Here is a 15,518-nt window from a genome sequence, read left to right on the forward strand (position 1 = left end):
CCACGGGCCTCCGGAAGGTGTACGCACCCACGCACCCTCCCACGGCGACACCGCGTCTCAGTAGGGCCGCTGTCCCACGAAATTTCCGGGCGGCGCGTAGTTGCAGACCCACAGCTGCCACGTGGGAAAGTCGGCCCCGAAGGGCGAGTTCTTCTTGCACGTCACGGTGGCGCAGCCCACGGCCGTCGTCTTGCGCCACACCACCTGCGTGTAGTGCCCGCACACCTTGCCCTTCTTGCACGTGTTGCGAGCGTGGTCGTAATCGGAGACCTCGTCCGCCCAGCTCTTCACCACCTGCGGCGTGGTCCACGCATCCGGCGTGGCGGCGGCCAGGTTCTCGCCGTACTCACCCCGCTCCGGGTTGTGCTCGAACTTGCAGGCCCTGGCCCAGGAGGCGGCCTGGCGAGCGGCCTCGTCGGACCAGACGAGCGGCGGCAGCGCGGGCTTCGGCGTGGGCCGCGCCTGGGCGCGCGCCTGGTTGTGGGCCTCCACCATGTCGCGCGCGAAGTCCTTCGCCGTGGGCTGCGCGGGCCGGGTCTGCGGAGCGCTCCGGGCCTGCTGTCCCCGGGGCGCGCTGGCGGAGGCCCGCTGGGACGGCGCGGCCTTGCGCGCGCTGGACTTCGAGGCCGACGCGCAGCCGGGAGGAAACACGAGCAGGAGCAGGACGACTGCGCGGAGCACGGAAGACGGACGCATGCCGAGGATGATGCGTCAGGACGTCCGTCCATGCATGGTGACGTTTTGCGTCCATGCCGCGAGGTCGGGCGCTACCCCCCGAATCCCGGCAATTCCCCCGTACCGTCCGAGCCAAAAGTCGTGATTCCGGGGACGCCCATGGCCCGCATCATGGAGATGTAGAGGTTGGCGATGGGCAGGCCCGTCGCGCGCAGGTGTCGGTTGGTGCCCACCGCGCCGCCACACCGGCCGGCGATGAGCACGGGCAGGTTGCGATGGATGTGCCCGTTGCCGTCCTCCAGCTCGCTCGTGAAGTAGACCATCGAGCTGTCGAGCAGCGACGCGCCGCTGGCATCCCGGCTCTCCTTCAACCGCCGCACGAGGTAGGCGTACTGCTCCACCTCCCACCGGTCGATGCGTGAGAGCGCGTCGAAGTTGGCCGGGACGAACTGGTGGTGCGAGTACGCATGGTGTCCGCCGCTGAGCCCGAGGAAGCCGTACACCTTGTTGCTGCGCGCGTTGGCGAGCATGAAGGTCGCCACGCGGGTGAGGTCGCATTGGAAGGCGAGGACGATGAGGTCCATCATCGCCTTCGTCTTGGCGCGAGGGTCCTCGTTGTCGACGGGCGACACCTGGGCGCCGCACACGGGCACCTGTTGCCCCAGGACCTCCAGCTGCTTCTCCAAATCTCGCACGCTGGTGAAGTACTCCTCCAGCTTGCGCTGGTCCGTCACGCCGAGCTGCTTCTGGAGCGCCGTGGCGTCCTCGCGCACGAAGTCGATGATGCTCAGGCCATAGGCGCGGCGCTTCTCCACCTGGGCCTGGGTGGAGCCGGGGTCCACGCCGCCGAAGAGCCGGTCGAAGACGGCCTTGGGGCGCACCTCCTTGGCCATGGGCGTACGAGGCCCGGCCCAGGAGATGTTGTTGGCGTAGGGGCACGCGTAGCCGGAGTCACAGTTGCCGATGCCGCGCCCCGCGTCGTTGCCCAGCTCCAGCGAGGCGAAGCGCGTGGCCTTCTGCTGGGCCAGGTGTCGGGCGATGACCTGGTCCATGGAGATGCCCGCGCGGAAGTCGGTGCCCTCCGTCTTGACGGCCTTCATGCAGGACAAGAGCGCGGCGGTGCCCGCGGCGTGGTGGCCGTCGCCGTCGGGCCTGCCCGCGTCGTTGGTGAGCCCGCTGATGACGAGCACGTCGCTCTTCACCGCCGCCAGGGGTTGGAGCGTGGGCGTCAGCTCCCAGGCGGCGCCCGTGCCGGTGGGCAGCCACTTCTGCATGTGGATGCCATTGGGCACGTAGAAGACGGCCAGGCGGCGAGGGGCCAGGGGCGCCTCGGCGGCGTGGGCGGTGGAGACCATGCGCTCGAGCAACGGGAGCGCCATCAGCGCGCCCGTGCCGCGCAGGAATGTTCGACGGGAGAGTGGCCGCTTGTGGCTCATGGCGTCTGGGCCTCCGTGTCGCCGCGCCGGGAGGTGAACGAGTCACTGAGGACGATGGCGAGGATGTAGTCGACGAGCCGCCCGCCGCTGGCCTCCGCGGAGGCGGAGATTTCGCGCACCACGCACGCGTCGGCCTCGGACATGCCCCGGCCGAGCGCGTACGTGAGCAGGTGCTCGGTGATGCACGCGGGCAGCTTCGGGTCCTCCTTGACGAAGCGCCGCATGTCCGCGCCACCGTTGAGCACGGCGCCGTCGGGCAGGTCCCCCGTGGCGTCCACCGGCGCGCCGCTGACCTCGTTGAGCCGCCAGCGGCCGATGGGGTCGTAGTTCTCCAGCGCGAGCCCCAGCGGGTCCATCATCCGGTGACAGCCCTGGCACTGCGGCAGGCTGCGGTGCAGCGCCATGCGCTCCTTCATCGTCATGAGCGGGTTGACCGGAGGCGGCAGGCCCTCGACGTTCGGCGGCGGTGGCGGCGGCGCGGAGCACAGCAGCTGCTCGAGCACCCACACCCCGCGCTGCACGGGCGAGGTGCGGTCCGGATTGGAGGTGACGGTGAGCAGCGAGCCGTGGCCGAAGATGCCCTGGCGCTCGGGGTGCGCGGACAGGTCCACGCGCTTCGGCGTGGCGCTGCCGGGCAGCGGCAGTCCGTAGTGCGCGGCGAGCGCGTCGTTGACGTAGGTGAACGGCGCGTCGAGCAGGTCGCGCAGCTTGTGCTCGCCGGTGAGGAACTCCTGGAAGACGAGCTCCGTCTCCTGGCGCATGGCCTGGCGCAGGTCCTCGTTGAAGGTGCCGTAGAGCATCGGGTCCGGCTCGGCGGAGGCGAGCGCGCGGGTGAAGAGCCACTGTCCGGCGAAGTTGCTCACCAGGGCCTGGGACTTGGGGTCCGCGAGCATGCGGCGCACCTGGGCCTCCAACTGCGCGGGCGTGGAGAGCTGGTCCTGCTCCGCGGCCTGGAGGAGCGCCTCGTCGGGCATGCTGCTCCAGAGGAAGTAGGACAGGCGGCTCGCCAGCTCGAAGGCGTCCAGCCGATGGGGCGAGAGGGACGTTGCCTGCGGGTCCTTCTCCACGCGGAAGAGGAAGTGGGGCGAGACGAGCACCGTGCGCAGGGCGAGCTTCACGCCGGCCTCGGGCGGGTCTCCGTGTCGCTTCGCGAGCGTGAGCGCGCCGAGCAGCCGGTCCACCTCCTCGGGTGTCACGGGGCGGCGCCAGGCGCGGCGGGCGAAGCGCGAGAGGATGTCGCGTGCGCAGGGCTCTGGGTTCGTGGCGTCCAGGGTGCAGGTGCGCACGGTGCCCTGGGCCCAGGCGTTCTCCACGAGCTTCTCCGCCGCGGTGGCGTACTTCTCCAGCAGCAGGGGCGAGAGGCTGAGGACGTCCGCGTTGTTGTCGAAGCCGTAGCCGTGGTCATCGGCGGGGAAGTCGCGCGCGGGGCGGGTGGTGTCGCCGAGCAAATCCCTCACGGTGGCGTCGTACTCGGCGCGGTTGAGGCGGTGCAGGGTGACGCGGCCCGGGTCCGCGGAGGTGTTCTCGCAGCCCTCGGCGTGGGTGGGCGGCGGCTCGGGGAGGACGCGGGCCTTGGGCAGCGAGTCTCCCTTGCAGGCGGCGAGCAGCAGGAGGAGGCCCGTGCTCGCGCGGGCGCGCCAGGGGCGTCGCCTCCGTTCGTGAAACCTGGAAGTCACTGCACCTTCCCCCTTTCACCGAGCCGCCCGAGGCGGAGTTCGGTGAGGGCCGAAGCAAATCCCTCTCCAGCGCGAGGCGGTGGGCGGTGAACGCGGGGGCCGTCCCGAGGGGAGGGTGAGGGGGTGGGCAGTGCCCTGTCATGGGTCGGAGGAGGGCGGTCGAGGGGAAGCGGGGTGCCGTTGGTGGGCGTGCGGGAGGGTGGTGGAGGGAGCAGGTTGAGGTGGAGGGGCATGGATGCCGCCCCGGGCGTTCCGGTAGAGGAGAGGCGCCATGACTTCACCGCGTGTCGATGCCGTCGCCGATGACTTCCTGTTGCTGGTGGAGGTGTTGCCGGAGGGGCTGCGGACGGCGGTGGGGGCGCTTGCTCCCTCGGAGGTGTTGGAGGTGGTGTTGGACCTGGGGCGGTGCCGGAGGCGCGGCTGGTGGACCGGGTGGTGCGGCTGCGCGAGACGCCGGTGGGGGTGGAGGACCTGCGTCAGGTGATGGAGCGGGTGGGGGCGCCGGGGGAGGACAACCGCGCGGGCATCGAGCGGACGTTGCATCGGGTGTCGGCCATCCGGAACCGGCGCGGGCAGGTGGTGGGGCTGACGCTGCGGGTGGGGCGGGCGGTGTTCGGGACCATCGACATGTTGAAGGACCTCATCGGCTCGGGGCGCAACCTGTTGTTGTTGGGGCGGCCCGGGGTGGGGAAGACGACGAAGCTGCGCGAGGTGGCGCGCGTGCTCGCGGATGACCTGGGCAAGCGGGTGATGGTGGTGGACACGTCCAACGAGATTGGTGGGGACGGGGACGTGCCGCATCCGGGGATTGGTGGGGCGCGGCGGATGCAGGTGTCGCGGCCGGACCGGCAGCACGACGTGATGATCGAAGCGGTGGAGAACCACATGCCCGAGGTCATCATCGTGGATGAAATCGGGACCTCGGCGGAGGCGTCGGCGGCGCGGACGATTGCCGAGCGGGGCGTGCAGTTGGTGGCGACGGCGCACGGCAACACGCTGGAGAACCTGGTGTTGAACCCGACGCTGTCGGACCTGGTGGGCGGGGTGCAGACGGTGACGCTGAGCGACGACGAGGCCCGGCGCAGGCGCACGCAGAAGACGGTGAGTGAGCGCAAGTCGCCGCCCACGTTCGACATCGTGGTGGAGATGGTGGGCCGTGACGAGGTGCGTGTGCACGGCGACACGGCGGAGGCGGTGGACCGGCTGCTGGCCGGCAAGGACGTCGGCGGCGAGCGACGAAGGCAGGACGCGCAGTCGGGGCGCGTGGAGGTGGAGCCCGCGAGGCAGGTCACGGTGGCTCCGGAAGGAAGAGCCGCGTCGAGCACGGAAGAGGAACCCGAGGGACCGGCATCCGAGGGCGTCTCTGTGTCAGGTGAGACGCCCGAGCACGGGGGGCCCTTCACTCCGCCACCTGACGAACTGCCGGCACCGAGTCCGGAGCCGCGCGCGCCGGAGCCCGCGAGCCCCAGGCAGACGCGGTTCTCCTCGCGGTTCGTCGACGAGCCCCAGGAGGAAGGGGCCGCGCCGGCGGCCCGCCCCACGCGCATCTATCCGCACGGCGTGAGCCGGGAGCTGTTGCAGCGGGTGCTGCGCGAGATTCCGGTGGAGGTGCGACTGGTCAGCCGGCTGGAGTCGGCGGACCTCGTCGTCACGCTGCGCTCGAACGCGAACGACCCGAGGATGCGTCGGGTGGTGGCGAAGACCGGCGCGCGCGTGGAGTCCGTGAAGCGCAGCAGCTCCGCGGAGCTGCGCCGGATGTTGAAGGGCTTCTTCAACGTGCTGGAGGGCGTGGACGCGGAGGAGGTCCGCGAGGCGGTGGCCGAGGCCGAGGCCGCCGTCCAGCGCGCCCTGCGCGAGGGCGTCCTGGTGGAGCTCGCACCGCGCCAGCCCCGCGTGCGCAAGCTCCAGCATCGTCTGGTGAGCCGCTACCGCCTGGAGGCGGTGAGCCACGGCAGCGAGCCCTCCAGGCATCTGGTCATCTACCCGCTGGGCGCGGAGCTCGACGCCGCGCTCGCGGAGGAGACGGAAGGCGGCGCGTGAGCGCTCAGCGTCCGTCCCAGAAGACCCGGTCGCCGTACTCCCAATCGAAGGGCACGCCCGTCTCCCCCAGCACGAAGCGCACCAGCTGGGGGAAGGCGTTCTCGGCGCGCACGTCGTTGGCGAGAATCAGCACACAGCGGCGCGCGCCGGGCAGACACACGAGCGTGTTGCCGGTGCTGTCATTGTGCCCGCCCTTGTAGAAGCCGCGCCCCTGCGGCCCCTCGAACAGCACCACGCCGAGCCCCGCGGCCAGGTCCTTGCGGCGCTGCTCCACGGGCAGCTCGGCCTGGAGCGAGGGGAACTGGCTCTTGGTGGTGATGGCGAGCTGCGGCGAGGTCAGCTCGGCGAAGGACTGTGACGACAAGCCCTCACCGCGCACCAGCGCCGCGGCGAAGCGCGCCAGGTCATCGATGGTCGTGTCCATGGAGCCCGCGGCGCGCACGGTGCTGCGCTCGTCGTGCGGCTCCACCGCGCCCTCCATCGTCCACCCGTCCGCGAGGTTCTTCGCGAAGTCCGGTCTCCAAACCATGCTGGTGTTGACCATGCCGAAGCGGTCGAACACGCGCTTCTGCATCTCCGCGCCCAGGTCCAGTCCGAGTCCCCGCTCCAGCACGAACTGCAACAGGATGAGCCCATCCCCCGAGTACGCATACCGGCTGCCCGGGTCGAAGTGGAAGCGCAGCCGCTGGTCTGGCTCGAGGAAGCCGAAGTTGGCGAAGCCCACGCTGTGGGTGAGCGGGTGGCGCGGCGTGATTCGCTTCCAGCGCTCGTCATCGGCCAGGTGCGACCACGTCGAGTAGCGCTGCTCGTCCGGGTACTCCGGGAGCGGCTTGTCGAGGTAGCGCGAGATGGGCGTGTCGAGCTGGAGCTTCTTCTCGTCCACCAGCTGCAACACCGTATAGGCGAAGACCGTCTTGGTGATGGAGGCGCCATACATCACGGTGTCCGTCTGGAGCGGCTCGCCCTGGGCGTTGCGAGCGCCGTAGGCCCGCGTAGCCACCACGCGCCCGTCGTCAATCACCGCGATGGCCAGCCCCTTGGCGCCCGTCGCCGCCATGGCGCGAGCGACCTCGGCATCCAGCGCGGCCGTGTCAGGAAGGGAAGGAGGCGCCTGACGTGAAGCGGACGTCGTGGCACAGCCGCTGGTGACGAACAGACCCAGGACACACGCATGCAGCAGTTTCATCGAGATGAGCTCCGGACCGAGGCGTCTCCACCCTCGAAGTCGAGGCTCAATCTACCGGCGCCACCGGGCTCCTTCAATTGTTCCGAGGAGACTTCGGTAACCCGATTACCAAGACATGCGGTTCATCCCCGAGGGGCTGTCACCTGTCGGCATCCAAAGGTCTTGAGGTCTTCCGTCACCGTGTAGCACTCTTGTCCCTGTGGGCAGAGTTGCTCGCCGAAGTCGCAGGCTCGGTAGCAGACACTACGGCCTTGGCTGCCGGCACCACAGACGGACCCAGGGGGACAGCTGTGGGCCTTGAAGGGACTGCAGCTCTTGCGACACTCGAAGATGGCGGCCTCGAGACGCGCGTCGACCTCACAGACCTCACCCTCCGCGCACCCCGTATCCAGGCAGTTTCTTCCGATGCGGGTGAAGCATGCCGGCGCGGCGTCGAGTTCGAGGCACTCCTGGCCCTGCGGGCATTGCCCTTCACGACATGACGGCATGCAGCCAGGGCCACCCGGTGTTGCGACGCAGCGCTGCCCCGAGGGGCAGCTCCCCAAGGTGTTCAGTTCACAAGGGCGTCCGCACTTGCCCTGGACACAGCGCAGCCCCCTGTCGCACATCTGGGAGAGGTCACTCGACAGGTGGTGACACGCCTCGCCTTCCTTGCGCGTGCCGGAGGACATGCAGCGATGGATGGGCGCTCCAGAAGAGACGTTGCTGGCAAGCCGGCAGACCTCTTCCTGGGCACAATCCTCATCGCGCGCGCAGTTGGAGGACTGACAGCTCATGATGCTGTCGCGAGGTTCGAACACGCAGCCTTGCCCCGTGGGGCAGTCAGAGCTGTTGGCGCAGCGCCGGGATTCGGTGGCCGGCGCGGCGTCTTCCGCTTGCTGGTCGGGGCCGAGAAGGCTGTCCGCGCCTGGCGTGGAGGAGGGCTCGGACGGACGAGGGGCTGACACCTGCTGGGTCGCTGGAATCGCGCTGACGGTCGCCGAGGATGCTTGTCGCCGCGCGTCTCGCACCGCCCCTTTCTCGGCATGGAGAGGTGGCTTCGGGCCGAACGGCACAGACGGTGTTGGCTCTGAGGTTGAAGATGCAGCTGTGGCAGGGCTCTCGATGTGGGGAACACCGAATCGCCAGTTCGTGGCAAAGCCGGCAACGATGGTGATGCCAACCACGCACAATGTCAGGCGTACCATCGTTGCCTTCATGATTCAGTGGATTCCTTGCTTACGGCGTGCCGCCATCAGGAGTGACGATCTTGCGGCAGGTGCAGTGCAGGCCCGTGCCGTTCTGGTAATCCACGCAGTAGACTTGGTAACCAGCCGGGCACGTGAAGTGATAGGTGGGGTCACTGCCGCCGCCCCCTCCCGTGCCTGTCCCGCCGCCCCCGCTCCCTCCGCCGGAGCCACCCCCGCCAGGGTTGCCGTTGTTGGCGCACCCTTGCTCAAGGAACTCACAATGCATTGCATCCGCAGGTGCGCTCGTCAGCGAGACCGCGATGGGAAGCAGCCCCAACGCAGCCGCCATGAGCGACGCCGCGATGTGCGACTTGATTTGACGCATATGTCCCCCTCTTCATTGCCCCAGGATGGGCGGGCGAAGGGTACATCTGCGTTGATGATGTCTGCAATGGATTTGTTGTGAGGCTTCAGGGTGGGGAAGGTGTCAACCCATTGGATGGGGAGCCCATGGTGACACGGGCTCCCCGGGGGATGCGTGTTACTTCCCGGCGTCGACGTAGGCGCGGTACGCCTCGAAGCCGTAGTCACGGCCGAGGAAGTCCTTCACCAGCTCGGCGGCGGGCTTGGCTCCGCCCGGCTCCAGCACGGTGCGGCGGTACTTCATCGCCGTCTCGCGGTCCAGGTAGCCCTTCTTCTGGAACTCCGTCTCCAGGTCCTTCGCGATGACGGAGGACCACAGGTACGTGTAGTACGCGGCCGAGTACCCATCCAGGTGGCCGAACGCGAGCTCGAAGTGCGTTCCCGGGCGGTGCTCGTGCTTGAACGGGCTGAGCTTCGTCTGCTGTTCCACGAGCGCCGCCGTGGTGTCGAAGCCCGGCTTGCGCGAGTAGTAGTCCAGGCTCACCGCGGACAGGAACAGCTGCCGCCGCGCCCACAGGCCCTTGCCGAACTCCTTCGACGCGCGCAGCTTCTCGACCATCTCCGCGGGAATCGCGGCCTCCGTCTCGTGGTGCTTGGCGAACTCCTTGAGCACCTCCGGGTTGCCCGCCCACTGCTGGAGGAGCATCGACGGCGTCTCGACGAAGTCCCACTCGGTGCGGATGCCGGAGATGCCGCTCCACTGCTGCTTGCCGGAGAACACCGCGTGCAGCAGGTGGCCGAACTCGTGGAAGAACGTCTCCACCTCGTCATGCGTCATCAGCTCGCCGGGGCGCGCGAAGTTGCACACCAGGGTGCCCTCGGGGAGCCGCTTGCCGGCCTGGCCCTGCGCCAGGTCGAACTGGGCCGCGTGCTTGTACTTGTCGTCACGCGGGTGCATGTCCAGGTAGATGCGGCCCAGGAGCGTGCCGTTGTCGAGCACGTCGTAGGCCTCCACCTCCGGGTGCCACACCTTGGCGTCCGCCGCGCGCTGGTAGGTGATGCCCCAGATGCGCGAGGTGATGTCCATCACGCCCGCCTTCACCCGGCTGTACTCCAGATACGGGCGCACCTGCTGCGAGTCGAACCCGAAGCGCTCCGCGCGCAGCCGGTCCTCGTAGTAGTCCTGGTCCCACGGCTCGAGCGTCTTGGCGCTCGGGACGTCCTTCTTCTTGCGCGCCAGCAGGTCCGCGAACTCCTGCTTCGCTCTCGCCTGGGTGGCGTCCGCCAGCCGGTCGATGAACTCCGACGCGGCCTTCTGCGTGCGGGTCATCTTGGTCTCGGTGGTGTACGCGGCCCAGGACTCGTAGCCCAGGAGCGTGGCCAGCTCGTGGCGCTTGGCGATGAGCTGCTGGAGCACCTCCTGGTTCGCCGGGAAGGCGCGCTGGCGGTAGGTGCGCCAGAGCTTCTCGCGCGCCTTGCCGTCCTTCGCGTACGTCATGAACGGGAAGTAGTCGGGGTAGTTGGTGGTGATGACCACCTTGCCGTCCTTCCCGGCCGGGTGGGACTTCACGTAGTCCTCGGGCAGCCCGGCGAGCTCCTTGGGCGTGAGGGACACCTGGCGCACGCCCTCGGCGATGTTCTTGCCGAACTGCTGGCCCAGCTTGAGCAGCTCCTCGTTGAGCGACTTCACCTTCGCGCGCGTGGCGTCATCGCGGTCCACGCCGGCGCGGCGGAAGTCGAGCAGCGTGCGCTCCATCCAGTACTTCGTCGGCCCGTCCGCCTGGGACAGGTCCACCGCGGACAGCGCGTCATAGACGCCGCGGTCCTGGGAGATCTCCACGTTGAGGGCGTCCACGCGCTGCTCGCACTCGCGGGCGGCGTCGCGGAAGGCGGGCAGCGGGTGGACCTCGCGCGCGAGGCTGGAGCGGTTCGCGGCGGCGATGAGCGAGCCCGTCGCCTCGTCATACGCGGCGAGCACGGCCTGGGCGTCCTTGCGCGCGTCCAGCTTCTTGAGCGCGGTGATTTGGGCCTGGGCGCGCTCGAGGTCGGCGGTGCAGGCGGCGGTGAAGGCCTCGGCGGTGCCGGCGAGCACGTCCGACGTCCGGGGCGCGGGCAGCGGCGCCGGGGTCTTCTCCGGAGCCGGCGTGGCGGGCGCGGTGGCCTGCTCAGGCGGGGTGGTCGGCTCGGTGGCCGCGGTGCCATGCGTGCAGCCGGCCGCCGCCAGGGCCGCCGACAGGGTGAGCGCAGTCAGTCTCTTCAAGGCAGATTCCTCCGGGATTCCAACACAAACGCCCGAGCGTCATGCCACATCCCGGCCTGCCGTGCTCGCCCGTCGCCCGGGCCTGCTGACATTCTCGGACGGCTTCGAACACAAGGAGGCCGGGGTGAAGGACGACGACTGCGTCGAGCTGATGCGCTGGGCGGGCCCGCGGCTCGAGGGTTTCCGTCGGGTGCGAGTGCAGGTGTGCGGGAGGCCGCGGTGAGGGATGAGGACTGCGTCGAGCTGATGCGCTGGGCGGGCCCGCGTCTTCGTCTGCGGATCGAGGGCTTCCGTCGGGTGCGAGGGCAGGTGTGCAAGCGCATCGGCCGCAGGCTCGCGGCCCTGGGACTCACGAGCGTGGCCGAGTACCGCGCCCGGCTGGAGTCCGACGAGGGCGAGTGGGCGGTGTTGGACGGGCTCTGCCGCGTCACCGTCTCGCGCTTCTACCGCGACGCCGAGGTCTTCGATGTGTTGCGGGACACGCTGCTCCCCGCGCTGCTCGGGTCGACGTCGGTGCTGCGCGTGTGGAGCGCGGGCTGCGCTTCGGGGGAGGAGCCCTACACGGTGAGCCTGCTCTTGCGGCTCGGGCTGTCGCCGCGCTTTCCGGAGGCACGGTGGGAGGTGCTCGCCACGGAGGCCGACCAGGCGCTGCTCGCGCGTGCGAGTCGGGGTTGTTATCCGCGCGGCTCGCTCCGGGAGCTGCCGCGCGCGTGGGCCGCGGAGGCGTTCCCCGGCACCGAGGCGGAGGCCTGTCTCGCGCCCGCGTTCCGCGAGGGGCTCACCTTCGTCCAGCAGGACTTGCGAGCCCGCATGCCGGAGGGTCCTTTTCACCTCGTCCTGTGTCGCAACGTGGCCTTCACCTACTTCGCGCCGGCGCTTCAGCGAGAGGTGCTCGCGGGGCTCGTGGCGCGGCTCGCGCCGGGAGGGCTGCTCGTCACGGGGGTGGAGGAGTCGGTTCCCGAGGACGGCGCGATGCTGGAGCGCGTTGCGGGCTCACTGCCCATCTTCCGTCGTGTTGAACAGTGAAGCCGGGTCGGTGCACACCCTTGAGACATGCGAGATGTTTCACGCGTGAGATGTGACGCACCCGGCCTTGAGTGAGTCGTGAGCGCCCGGTACCACCGCGAGACTTTCGGGGTCGAGTCAGTCCCCTGGCCGGAGGGATGCAACGATATGCGCAAGGTGCTCTGTGCGGTCGCGACGTTGATGCTGTGGGCCTGTGGTGGTGCGAGCGGGAGTTCGCAGGTGAAGCAGGAGGGCCTGTCGCTGGCCGCCGAGACGGGAGACACGCGAGGCACCTTCGTGAAGGAAGGTGGCGCGGTGTCGTTCCAGGCGCTCGAGGTGGAGCCGGGGGTCTACCGGTTGGAGGTGCGGCTGCGCGGGATGACGCTCGCGGGGTTGTTGGACCCGGCCAGCGGCGTGTCGACGATGGATGGCTTCGCGGACGAGGGCGCGGCGGACACGCAGCTGACGGACGCGGACCGGGAGCTGCTCAAGTCGCTCTACGACGCGCTGAGCGCCGAGCTGCCCGCGGGTGACGCGGCCGCGCCGGAGGCGATGTACCTGCGGCGCGCGGTGGGCCTGTGGGCGCAGCATCCCTCCACGGTGGAGCTCCAGCGCACGGTGATGGGCGAGCAGGGGCGTGGCTACACGATGTTGTGCAGCTATGCGCGCTGCAACGGCAAGTTCACGGGGAGCTGCGGGGGTGTGTACAACTGGTATTCGTACGCGAAGCACGACTGCAACAAGGGTGGGTTCAGCTTCGCGGGCAACCAGCAGATCGCCCAGCTGGGCGACCACACGTCGTGCAGCGGGGATGAGTTCTACCTGAGCGGGAGCACGTGGCTGTGCGGCGAGCCGGACCACTGGTCGCGCCCGAAGGTGATGGGCAACTGCTTCGGCCGGTGTGGTGGGGGCTGTGGGGGGGACACGCAGTACACGCTGGATGCGACGAACCACGACGGCTGCGTGCGCAACGGCCACATGCTGGCGAGCGCGTGGTGTGACGACCAGTTCGTGTCCGCGGCAGACGACGAGCTGTTCGCCTCGAACTGCTACTGAGCCATGCGTTCGGGTCGTGACGTGGGTGTGTGGGTGGGCGGGGCCACGCTGGCCCTGCTCGCGTGTACGTCAGCCGCCTCGAAGACGGAGGCGGCGGAGGCGACGGTGACGCGCTTCTTCGAGGCGTTGCCCTCGGGGGACTGCGCGGTGCTGGGGCCGATGCTGGCCACGGGAGGGGGCATGCGGCCGTGCGAGGAGGCGGTGTCGGAGATGCATGCGCACGGGTTGATGCTGGTGGGTATTGTGGAGTCGAAGCTGGACGGCCGGGATGCGGACGTGGTGCTGGTGCGGGCACGGGTGGCGAGGGATGGGAATGTGGGCAAGGAGCCGTGGCTGCTCCGCGTGGAGCGGCAGGGCGGCGGCTGGCGCGTGCGATTCTGAAGAAGGCGGGCGATGAAGACTCGATACCGACTGATGCTGGCGGCGGCGGTGGTGCTCGTCGTGGCCGTGGGGGTGGGGCTGATGGGGCAGGGGACGGCCCCGGTGTCGCGGGGCGTCGAGCAGGCCGAGCTGGTGCCGGTGCCCCTCCCGTCGTCGCCCGAGGCGCGCGCGGTGGAGGGGGCCCATCCCGAGCCCGTGGTGCCGGCTGGGGAGGCGACGCCTCCGGCGACGGTGGTGGCGCTGGGGCCGGGGGATGTGGCGCCGGAGCCGGAGGTGGCGAACCCGCCGCCGCAGCAGAACGACGAGATTGTCCCGGAGCAGCCGCAGACGGCGCAGTGGAAGTTGGAGAAGACGAAGCACATCGCGTCGGTGTTGGGGCGTGACGTGGAGCGGCTGGAGCGCGAGCGGGAGCTGGCGGAGTCGCGCGGGGACCTGGAGCGGGTGCGGCAGACGGAGATGCTCATCCAGCGTCACCGTGGCCGGCTGGTGAGCCTGGGGGAGGAGATCCAGGCGCTGAGCACGGAGGCCGCGGCGGAGGCCTTGCGGCAGTGAGGTGATGTGGCTACCGGAAACCGAGGCAGGCTTCCTGGTAGTCGAAGACACCCGTGCGATGGCCCTCCTCGAAGTAGTCCTTCAACGAGGCGTAGGGGACCTCGGGTGGGATGTCGATGGCGAGCAGGCCATGTCCGAACTCCGTGTCGCACCCGCGTCGCTTCAGCTCCTCGCGGATTCTGGGGATGTCGCTGGGATGTGTAACCAGGAGCTGGACGGTGCTGTGTCCGCTGGCTCGAACGAGCCCGGTGCACCGAAGCATGCCATCGGCCTCGGGCTCGGCGGAGACGACGTCGCCGCAGGCGTAGCCCCGCGTGATGAACGGGATGTTGTCCAACTCGTAGCCATCAGCCCGCGGGATGGTCCACATCGACTCGACGTCCGGGTTCCCATCGGAGTCCGTGCAGTAGAAGACGACCTTCCTGTGAGGGCTCATCGTGGGGTGTCCGGACAGACCGTGGCCGTGGTTCGAGCGCGAGCCGGCGGCATGAACCCATTCTACTCGAGTGGGCGGAGTCGCAGTGGCTCTTGGAGCGAGTGGGCTCGGGGTGTGTGGCTCCTCGTGCTCACGCTTTGCGCGCTGTTCACAGGGTGTTCCCCTGTCGGGGAGGAGGCAGCACGAGAGCCGGCTTCCTCGTCCCAGGCGGCGTGGCCGATTGTGGGGGGCACGGATGCTCCCGAGGATGTGGCCACGGTGGCGCTGCTCGCGCGTCGTACGCGGTGCAGTGAGCCGTCGCCGTTGTTGCTGTGCTCGGGTGTCCTCATCGCGCCGGACGTCGTGCTCACGGCGGCGCACTGTCTGGACCTGTTCGGGCCCGAGGGGTCGCACGAGGTCTTCCTCGGCCGGGAGTTGCTGCCGAGGCCGAGTGAGGAGGGGCGCTTCGTGCGGGTGGCTCGCGCGGTCGTCCATCCGCGGTATGAGTCGAAGACCCATGCGTACGACGTGGCGCTGCTGCGGTTCGCGAGCCCGGTGCATGTGACTGCCGCGCAGTTGCCGTCGAGTGACGTCGTCCCGATGACCGGCGAGTTGGTGCGCGCGGTGGGCTATGGAGACACGAAGGATGTGGATGAGCCCTCGGGTCAACGACGCCAGGGGACCCTGCGGGTGACGGACGTCGAGCCCGCGTCCTTCCGGGCGGGACCGGCACCAGGCATGAGCTGCGTGGGAGACAGTGGCGGGCCGGTGTTCGCCCGTGACGACACGGGGCGGGACGTGCTCGTGGGCATCACGGTGAGCGGTGACGTCGCCTGTCGGGAGGAGGCGGTCAACGTGCGAGTGGACGCGTTGATGGTCGACTTCATCGAGCCCTTCCTCGCGCTGCCAGCGCCTGCGCAAAGCACGACGCTCTCTCCGGAGGCCCTGTGCCTGGAGGACTGTGAGAACGACGCCCAGTGCCCTTCCGGGCTCACGTGCGTCGTCACGGAGGGGACTGGGGGCCGGTGCCTGCTGCCCGCGCTCCGAGAGGGCGACTTCGGAGCCACCTGCACGGAGGACACGGCCTGTGGGGTTGGTGGTCTCTGTGCGCGGCTGGAGCCGGAAGGAACGGTCGCCTGTCGCTGCTTCACGCCCTGTGTTCCGCCACCGGACCCCGAACCCGAGTCACCGCGAGAGCCTTCCGGAGGCGGCTGTTCGACCACTTCCGGGCTCGCGATTTTCTGGGTCCTGCTGCTCGCGGGAGTCAAGCGGCGGCGCTGATTTTCTCTCGGGGTTCATTCGGC

At 69.5% G+C, this 15,518-nt stretch carries 13 protein-coding genes; 7 read left to right on the forward strand and 6 right to left on the reverse strand.

Annotation, left to right across the window (positions count from 1 at the left end):
* Positions 1–57: 57 nt before the first annotated feature.
* The 3 genes from OWM54_RS23570 to OWM54_RS23580 form a co-directional block, all read right to left on the reverse strand.
* A complete protein-coding gene (locus OWM54_RS23570) occupies positions 58–696 on the reverse strand; it encodes a CAP domain-containing protein (protein WP_248545507.1) in 639 nt (212 codons plus the stop codon).
* A 71-nt stretch (positions 697–767) separates the two neighbouring features.
* Entirely contained in the window at positions 768–2,111 is a 1,344-nt protein-coding gene (locus OWM54_RS23575; RefSeq protein WP_267698938.1) for a DUF1552 domain-containing protein, read from the reverse strand.
* Positions 2,108–3,787, reverse strand: a complete 1,680-nt coding sequence (locus tag OWM54_RS23580) for a DUF1592 domain-containing protein (protein ID WP_267698939.1) — start codon at positions 3,785–3,787, stop codon at positions 2,108–2,110. The genes OWM54_RS23575 and OWM54_RS23580 overlap by 4 nt, the downstream gene beginning before the upstream one ends.
* 271 nt (positions 3,788–4,058) lie before the next feature.
* Here OWM54_RS23580 and OWM54_RS23585 point away from each other — a divergent pair, with 271 nt between their 5' ends.
* Both OWM54_RS23585 and OWM54_RS23590 read left to right on the forward strand, forming a co-directional pair.
* Positions 4,059–4,271 carry a hypothetical protein gene (locus tag OWM54_RS23585; RefSeq protein WP_267698940.1) on the forward strand — a complete coding sequence of 71 codons (213 nt, stop codon included), beginning with the start codon at positions 4,059–4,061 and terminating at the stop codon, positions 4,269–4,271.
* On the forward strand, positions 4,211–5,827 hold the full coding sequence (locus OWM54_RS23590; RefSeq protein ID WP_267698941.1) for a R3H domain-containing nucleic acid-binding protein: 1,617 nt from the start codon (positions 4,211–4,213) through the stop codon (positions 5,825–5,827). The genes OWM54_RS23585 and OWM54_RS23590 overlap by 61 nt, the downstream gene beginning before the upstream one ends.
* A gap of 4 nt (positions 5,828–5,831) precedes the next feature.
* On the opposite strand, the gene OWM54_RS23595 is transcribed toward OWM54_RS23590, so the two are convergent.
* Entirely contained in the window at positions 5,832–7,013 is a 1,182-nt protein-coding gene (locus OWM54_RS23595; protein WP_223750366.1) for a serine hydrolase domain-containing protein, read from the reverse strand.
* A 1,710-nt stretch (positions 7,014–8,723) separates the two neighbouring features.
* Complete coding sequence (locus OWM54_RS23600; protein ID WP_223783850.1) at positions 8,724–10,805, reverse strand: M3 family metallopeptidase; 2,082 nt, start codon at positions 10,803–10,805, stop codon at positions 8,724–8,726.
* 219 nt (positions 10,806–11,024) lie between these two features.
* Here OWM54_RS23600 and OWM54_RS23605 point away from each other — a divergent pair, with 219 nt between their 5' ends.
* The 4 genes from OWM54_RS23605 (at position 11,025) to OWM54_RS23620 (ending at position 13,799) form a co-directional block, all read left to right on the forward strand.
* Positions 11,025–11,831, forward strand: coding sequence for a CheR family methyltransferase (locus tag OWM54_RS23605; RefSeq protein WP_267698942.1), 807 nt, complete (start codon positions 11,025–11,027; stop codon positions 11,829–11,831).
* Positions 11,832–11,978: 147 nt separating this feature from the next.
* Positions 11,979–12,866: a hypothetical protein gene (locus OWM54_RS23610; RefSeq protein WP_267698943.1), complete on the forward strand. Its 888-nt coding sequence runs from the start codon at positions 11,979–11,981 to the stop codon at positions 12,864–12,866.
* Between the two features lie 3 nt (positions 12,867–12,869).
* Positions 12,870–13,247, forward strand: a complete 378-nt coding sequence (locus OWM54_RS23615; protein ID WP_267698944.1) for a hypothetical protein — start codon at positions 12,870–12,872, stop codon at positions 13,245–13,247.
* Positions 13,248–13,259: 12 nt separating this feature from the next.
* Positions 13,260–13,799: a hypothetical protein gene (locus OWM54_RS23620; protein WP_267698945.1), complete on the forward strand. Its 540-nt coding sequence runs from the start codon at positions 13,260–13,262 to the stop codon at positions 13,797–13,799.
* Between the two features lie 10 nt (positions 13,800–13,809).
* On the opposite strand, the gene OWM54_RS23625 is transcribed toward OWM54_RS23620, so the two are convergent.
* Positions 13,810–14,235 carry a DUF4265 domain-containing protein gene (locus OWM54_RS23625; protein ID WP_141331634.1) on the reverse strand — a complete coding sequence of 142 codons (426 nt, stop codon included), beginning with the start codon at positions 14,233–14,235 and terminating at the stop codon, positions 13,810–13,812.
* 222 nt (positions 14,236–14,457) lie between these two features.
* Here OWM54_RS23625 and OWM54_RS23630 point away from each other — a divergent pair, with 222 nt between their 5' ends.
* Positions 14,458–15,495, forward strand: coding sequence for a S1 family peptidase (locus OWM54_RS23630; protein ID WP_267698946.1), 1,038 nt, complete (start codon positions 14,458–14,460; stop codon positions 15,493–15,495).
* Positions 15,496–15,518 lie beyond the last annotated feature (23 nt).

This window comes from Myxococcus sp. MISCRS1 (assembly GCF_026626605.1).
Lineage (GTDB): Bacteria > Myxococcota > Myxococcia > Myxococcales > Myxococcaceae > Myxococcus > Myxococcus fulvus.

Coding starts and splice junctions, on each gene's coding strand:
- OWM54_RS23570 (WP_248545507.1), bottom strand. CDS start 696: ATGCGTCCGTCTTCCGTGCTCCGCGCAGTCGTCCTGCTCCTGCTCGTG.
- OWM54_RS23575 (WP_267698938.1), bottom strand. CDS start 2,111: ATGAGCCACAAGCGGCCACTCTCCCGTCGAACATTCCTGCGCGGCACG.
- OWM54_RS23585 (WP_267698940.1), top strand. CDS start 4,059: ATGACTTCACCGCGTGTCGATGCCGTCGCCGATGACTTCCTGTTGCTG.
- OWM54_RS23595 (WP_223750366.1), bottom strand. CDS start 7,013: ATGAAACTGCTGCATGCGTGTGTCCTGGGTCTGTTCGTCACCAGCGGC.
- OWM54_RS23610 (WP_267698943.1), top strand. CDS start 11,979: ATGCGCAAGGTGCTCTGTGCGGTCGCGACGTTGATGCTGTGGGCCTGT.
- OWM54_RS23615 (WP_267698944.1), top strand. CDS start 12,870: ATGCGTTCGGGTCGTGACGTGGGTGTGTGGGTGGGCGGGGCCACGCTG.
- OWM54_RS23620 (WP_267698945.1), top strand. CDS start 13,260: ATGAAGACTCGATACCGACTGATGCTGGCGGCGGCGGTGGTGCTCGTC.
- OWM54_RS23625 (WP_141331634.1), bottom strand. CDS start 14,235: ATGAGCCCTCACAGGAAGGTCGTCTTCTACTGCACGGACTCCGATGGG.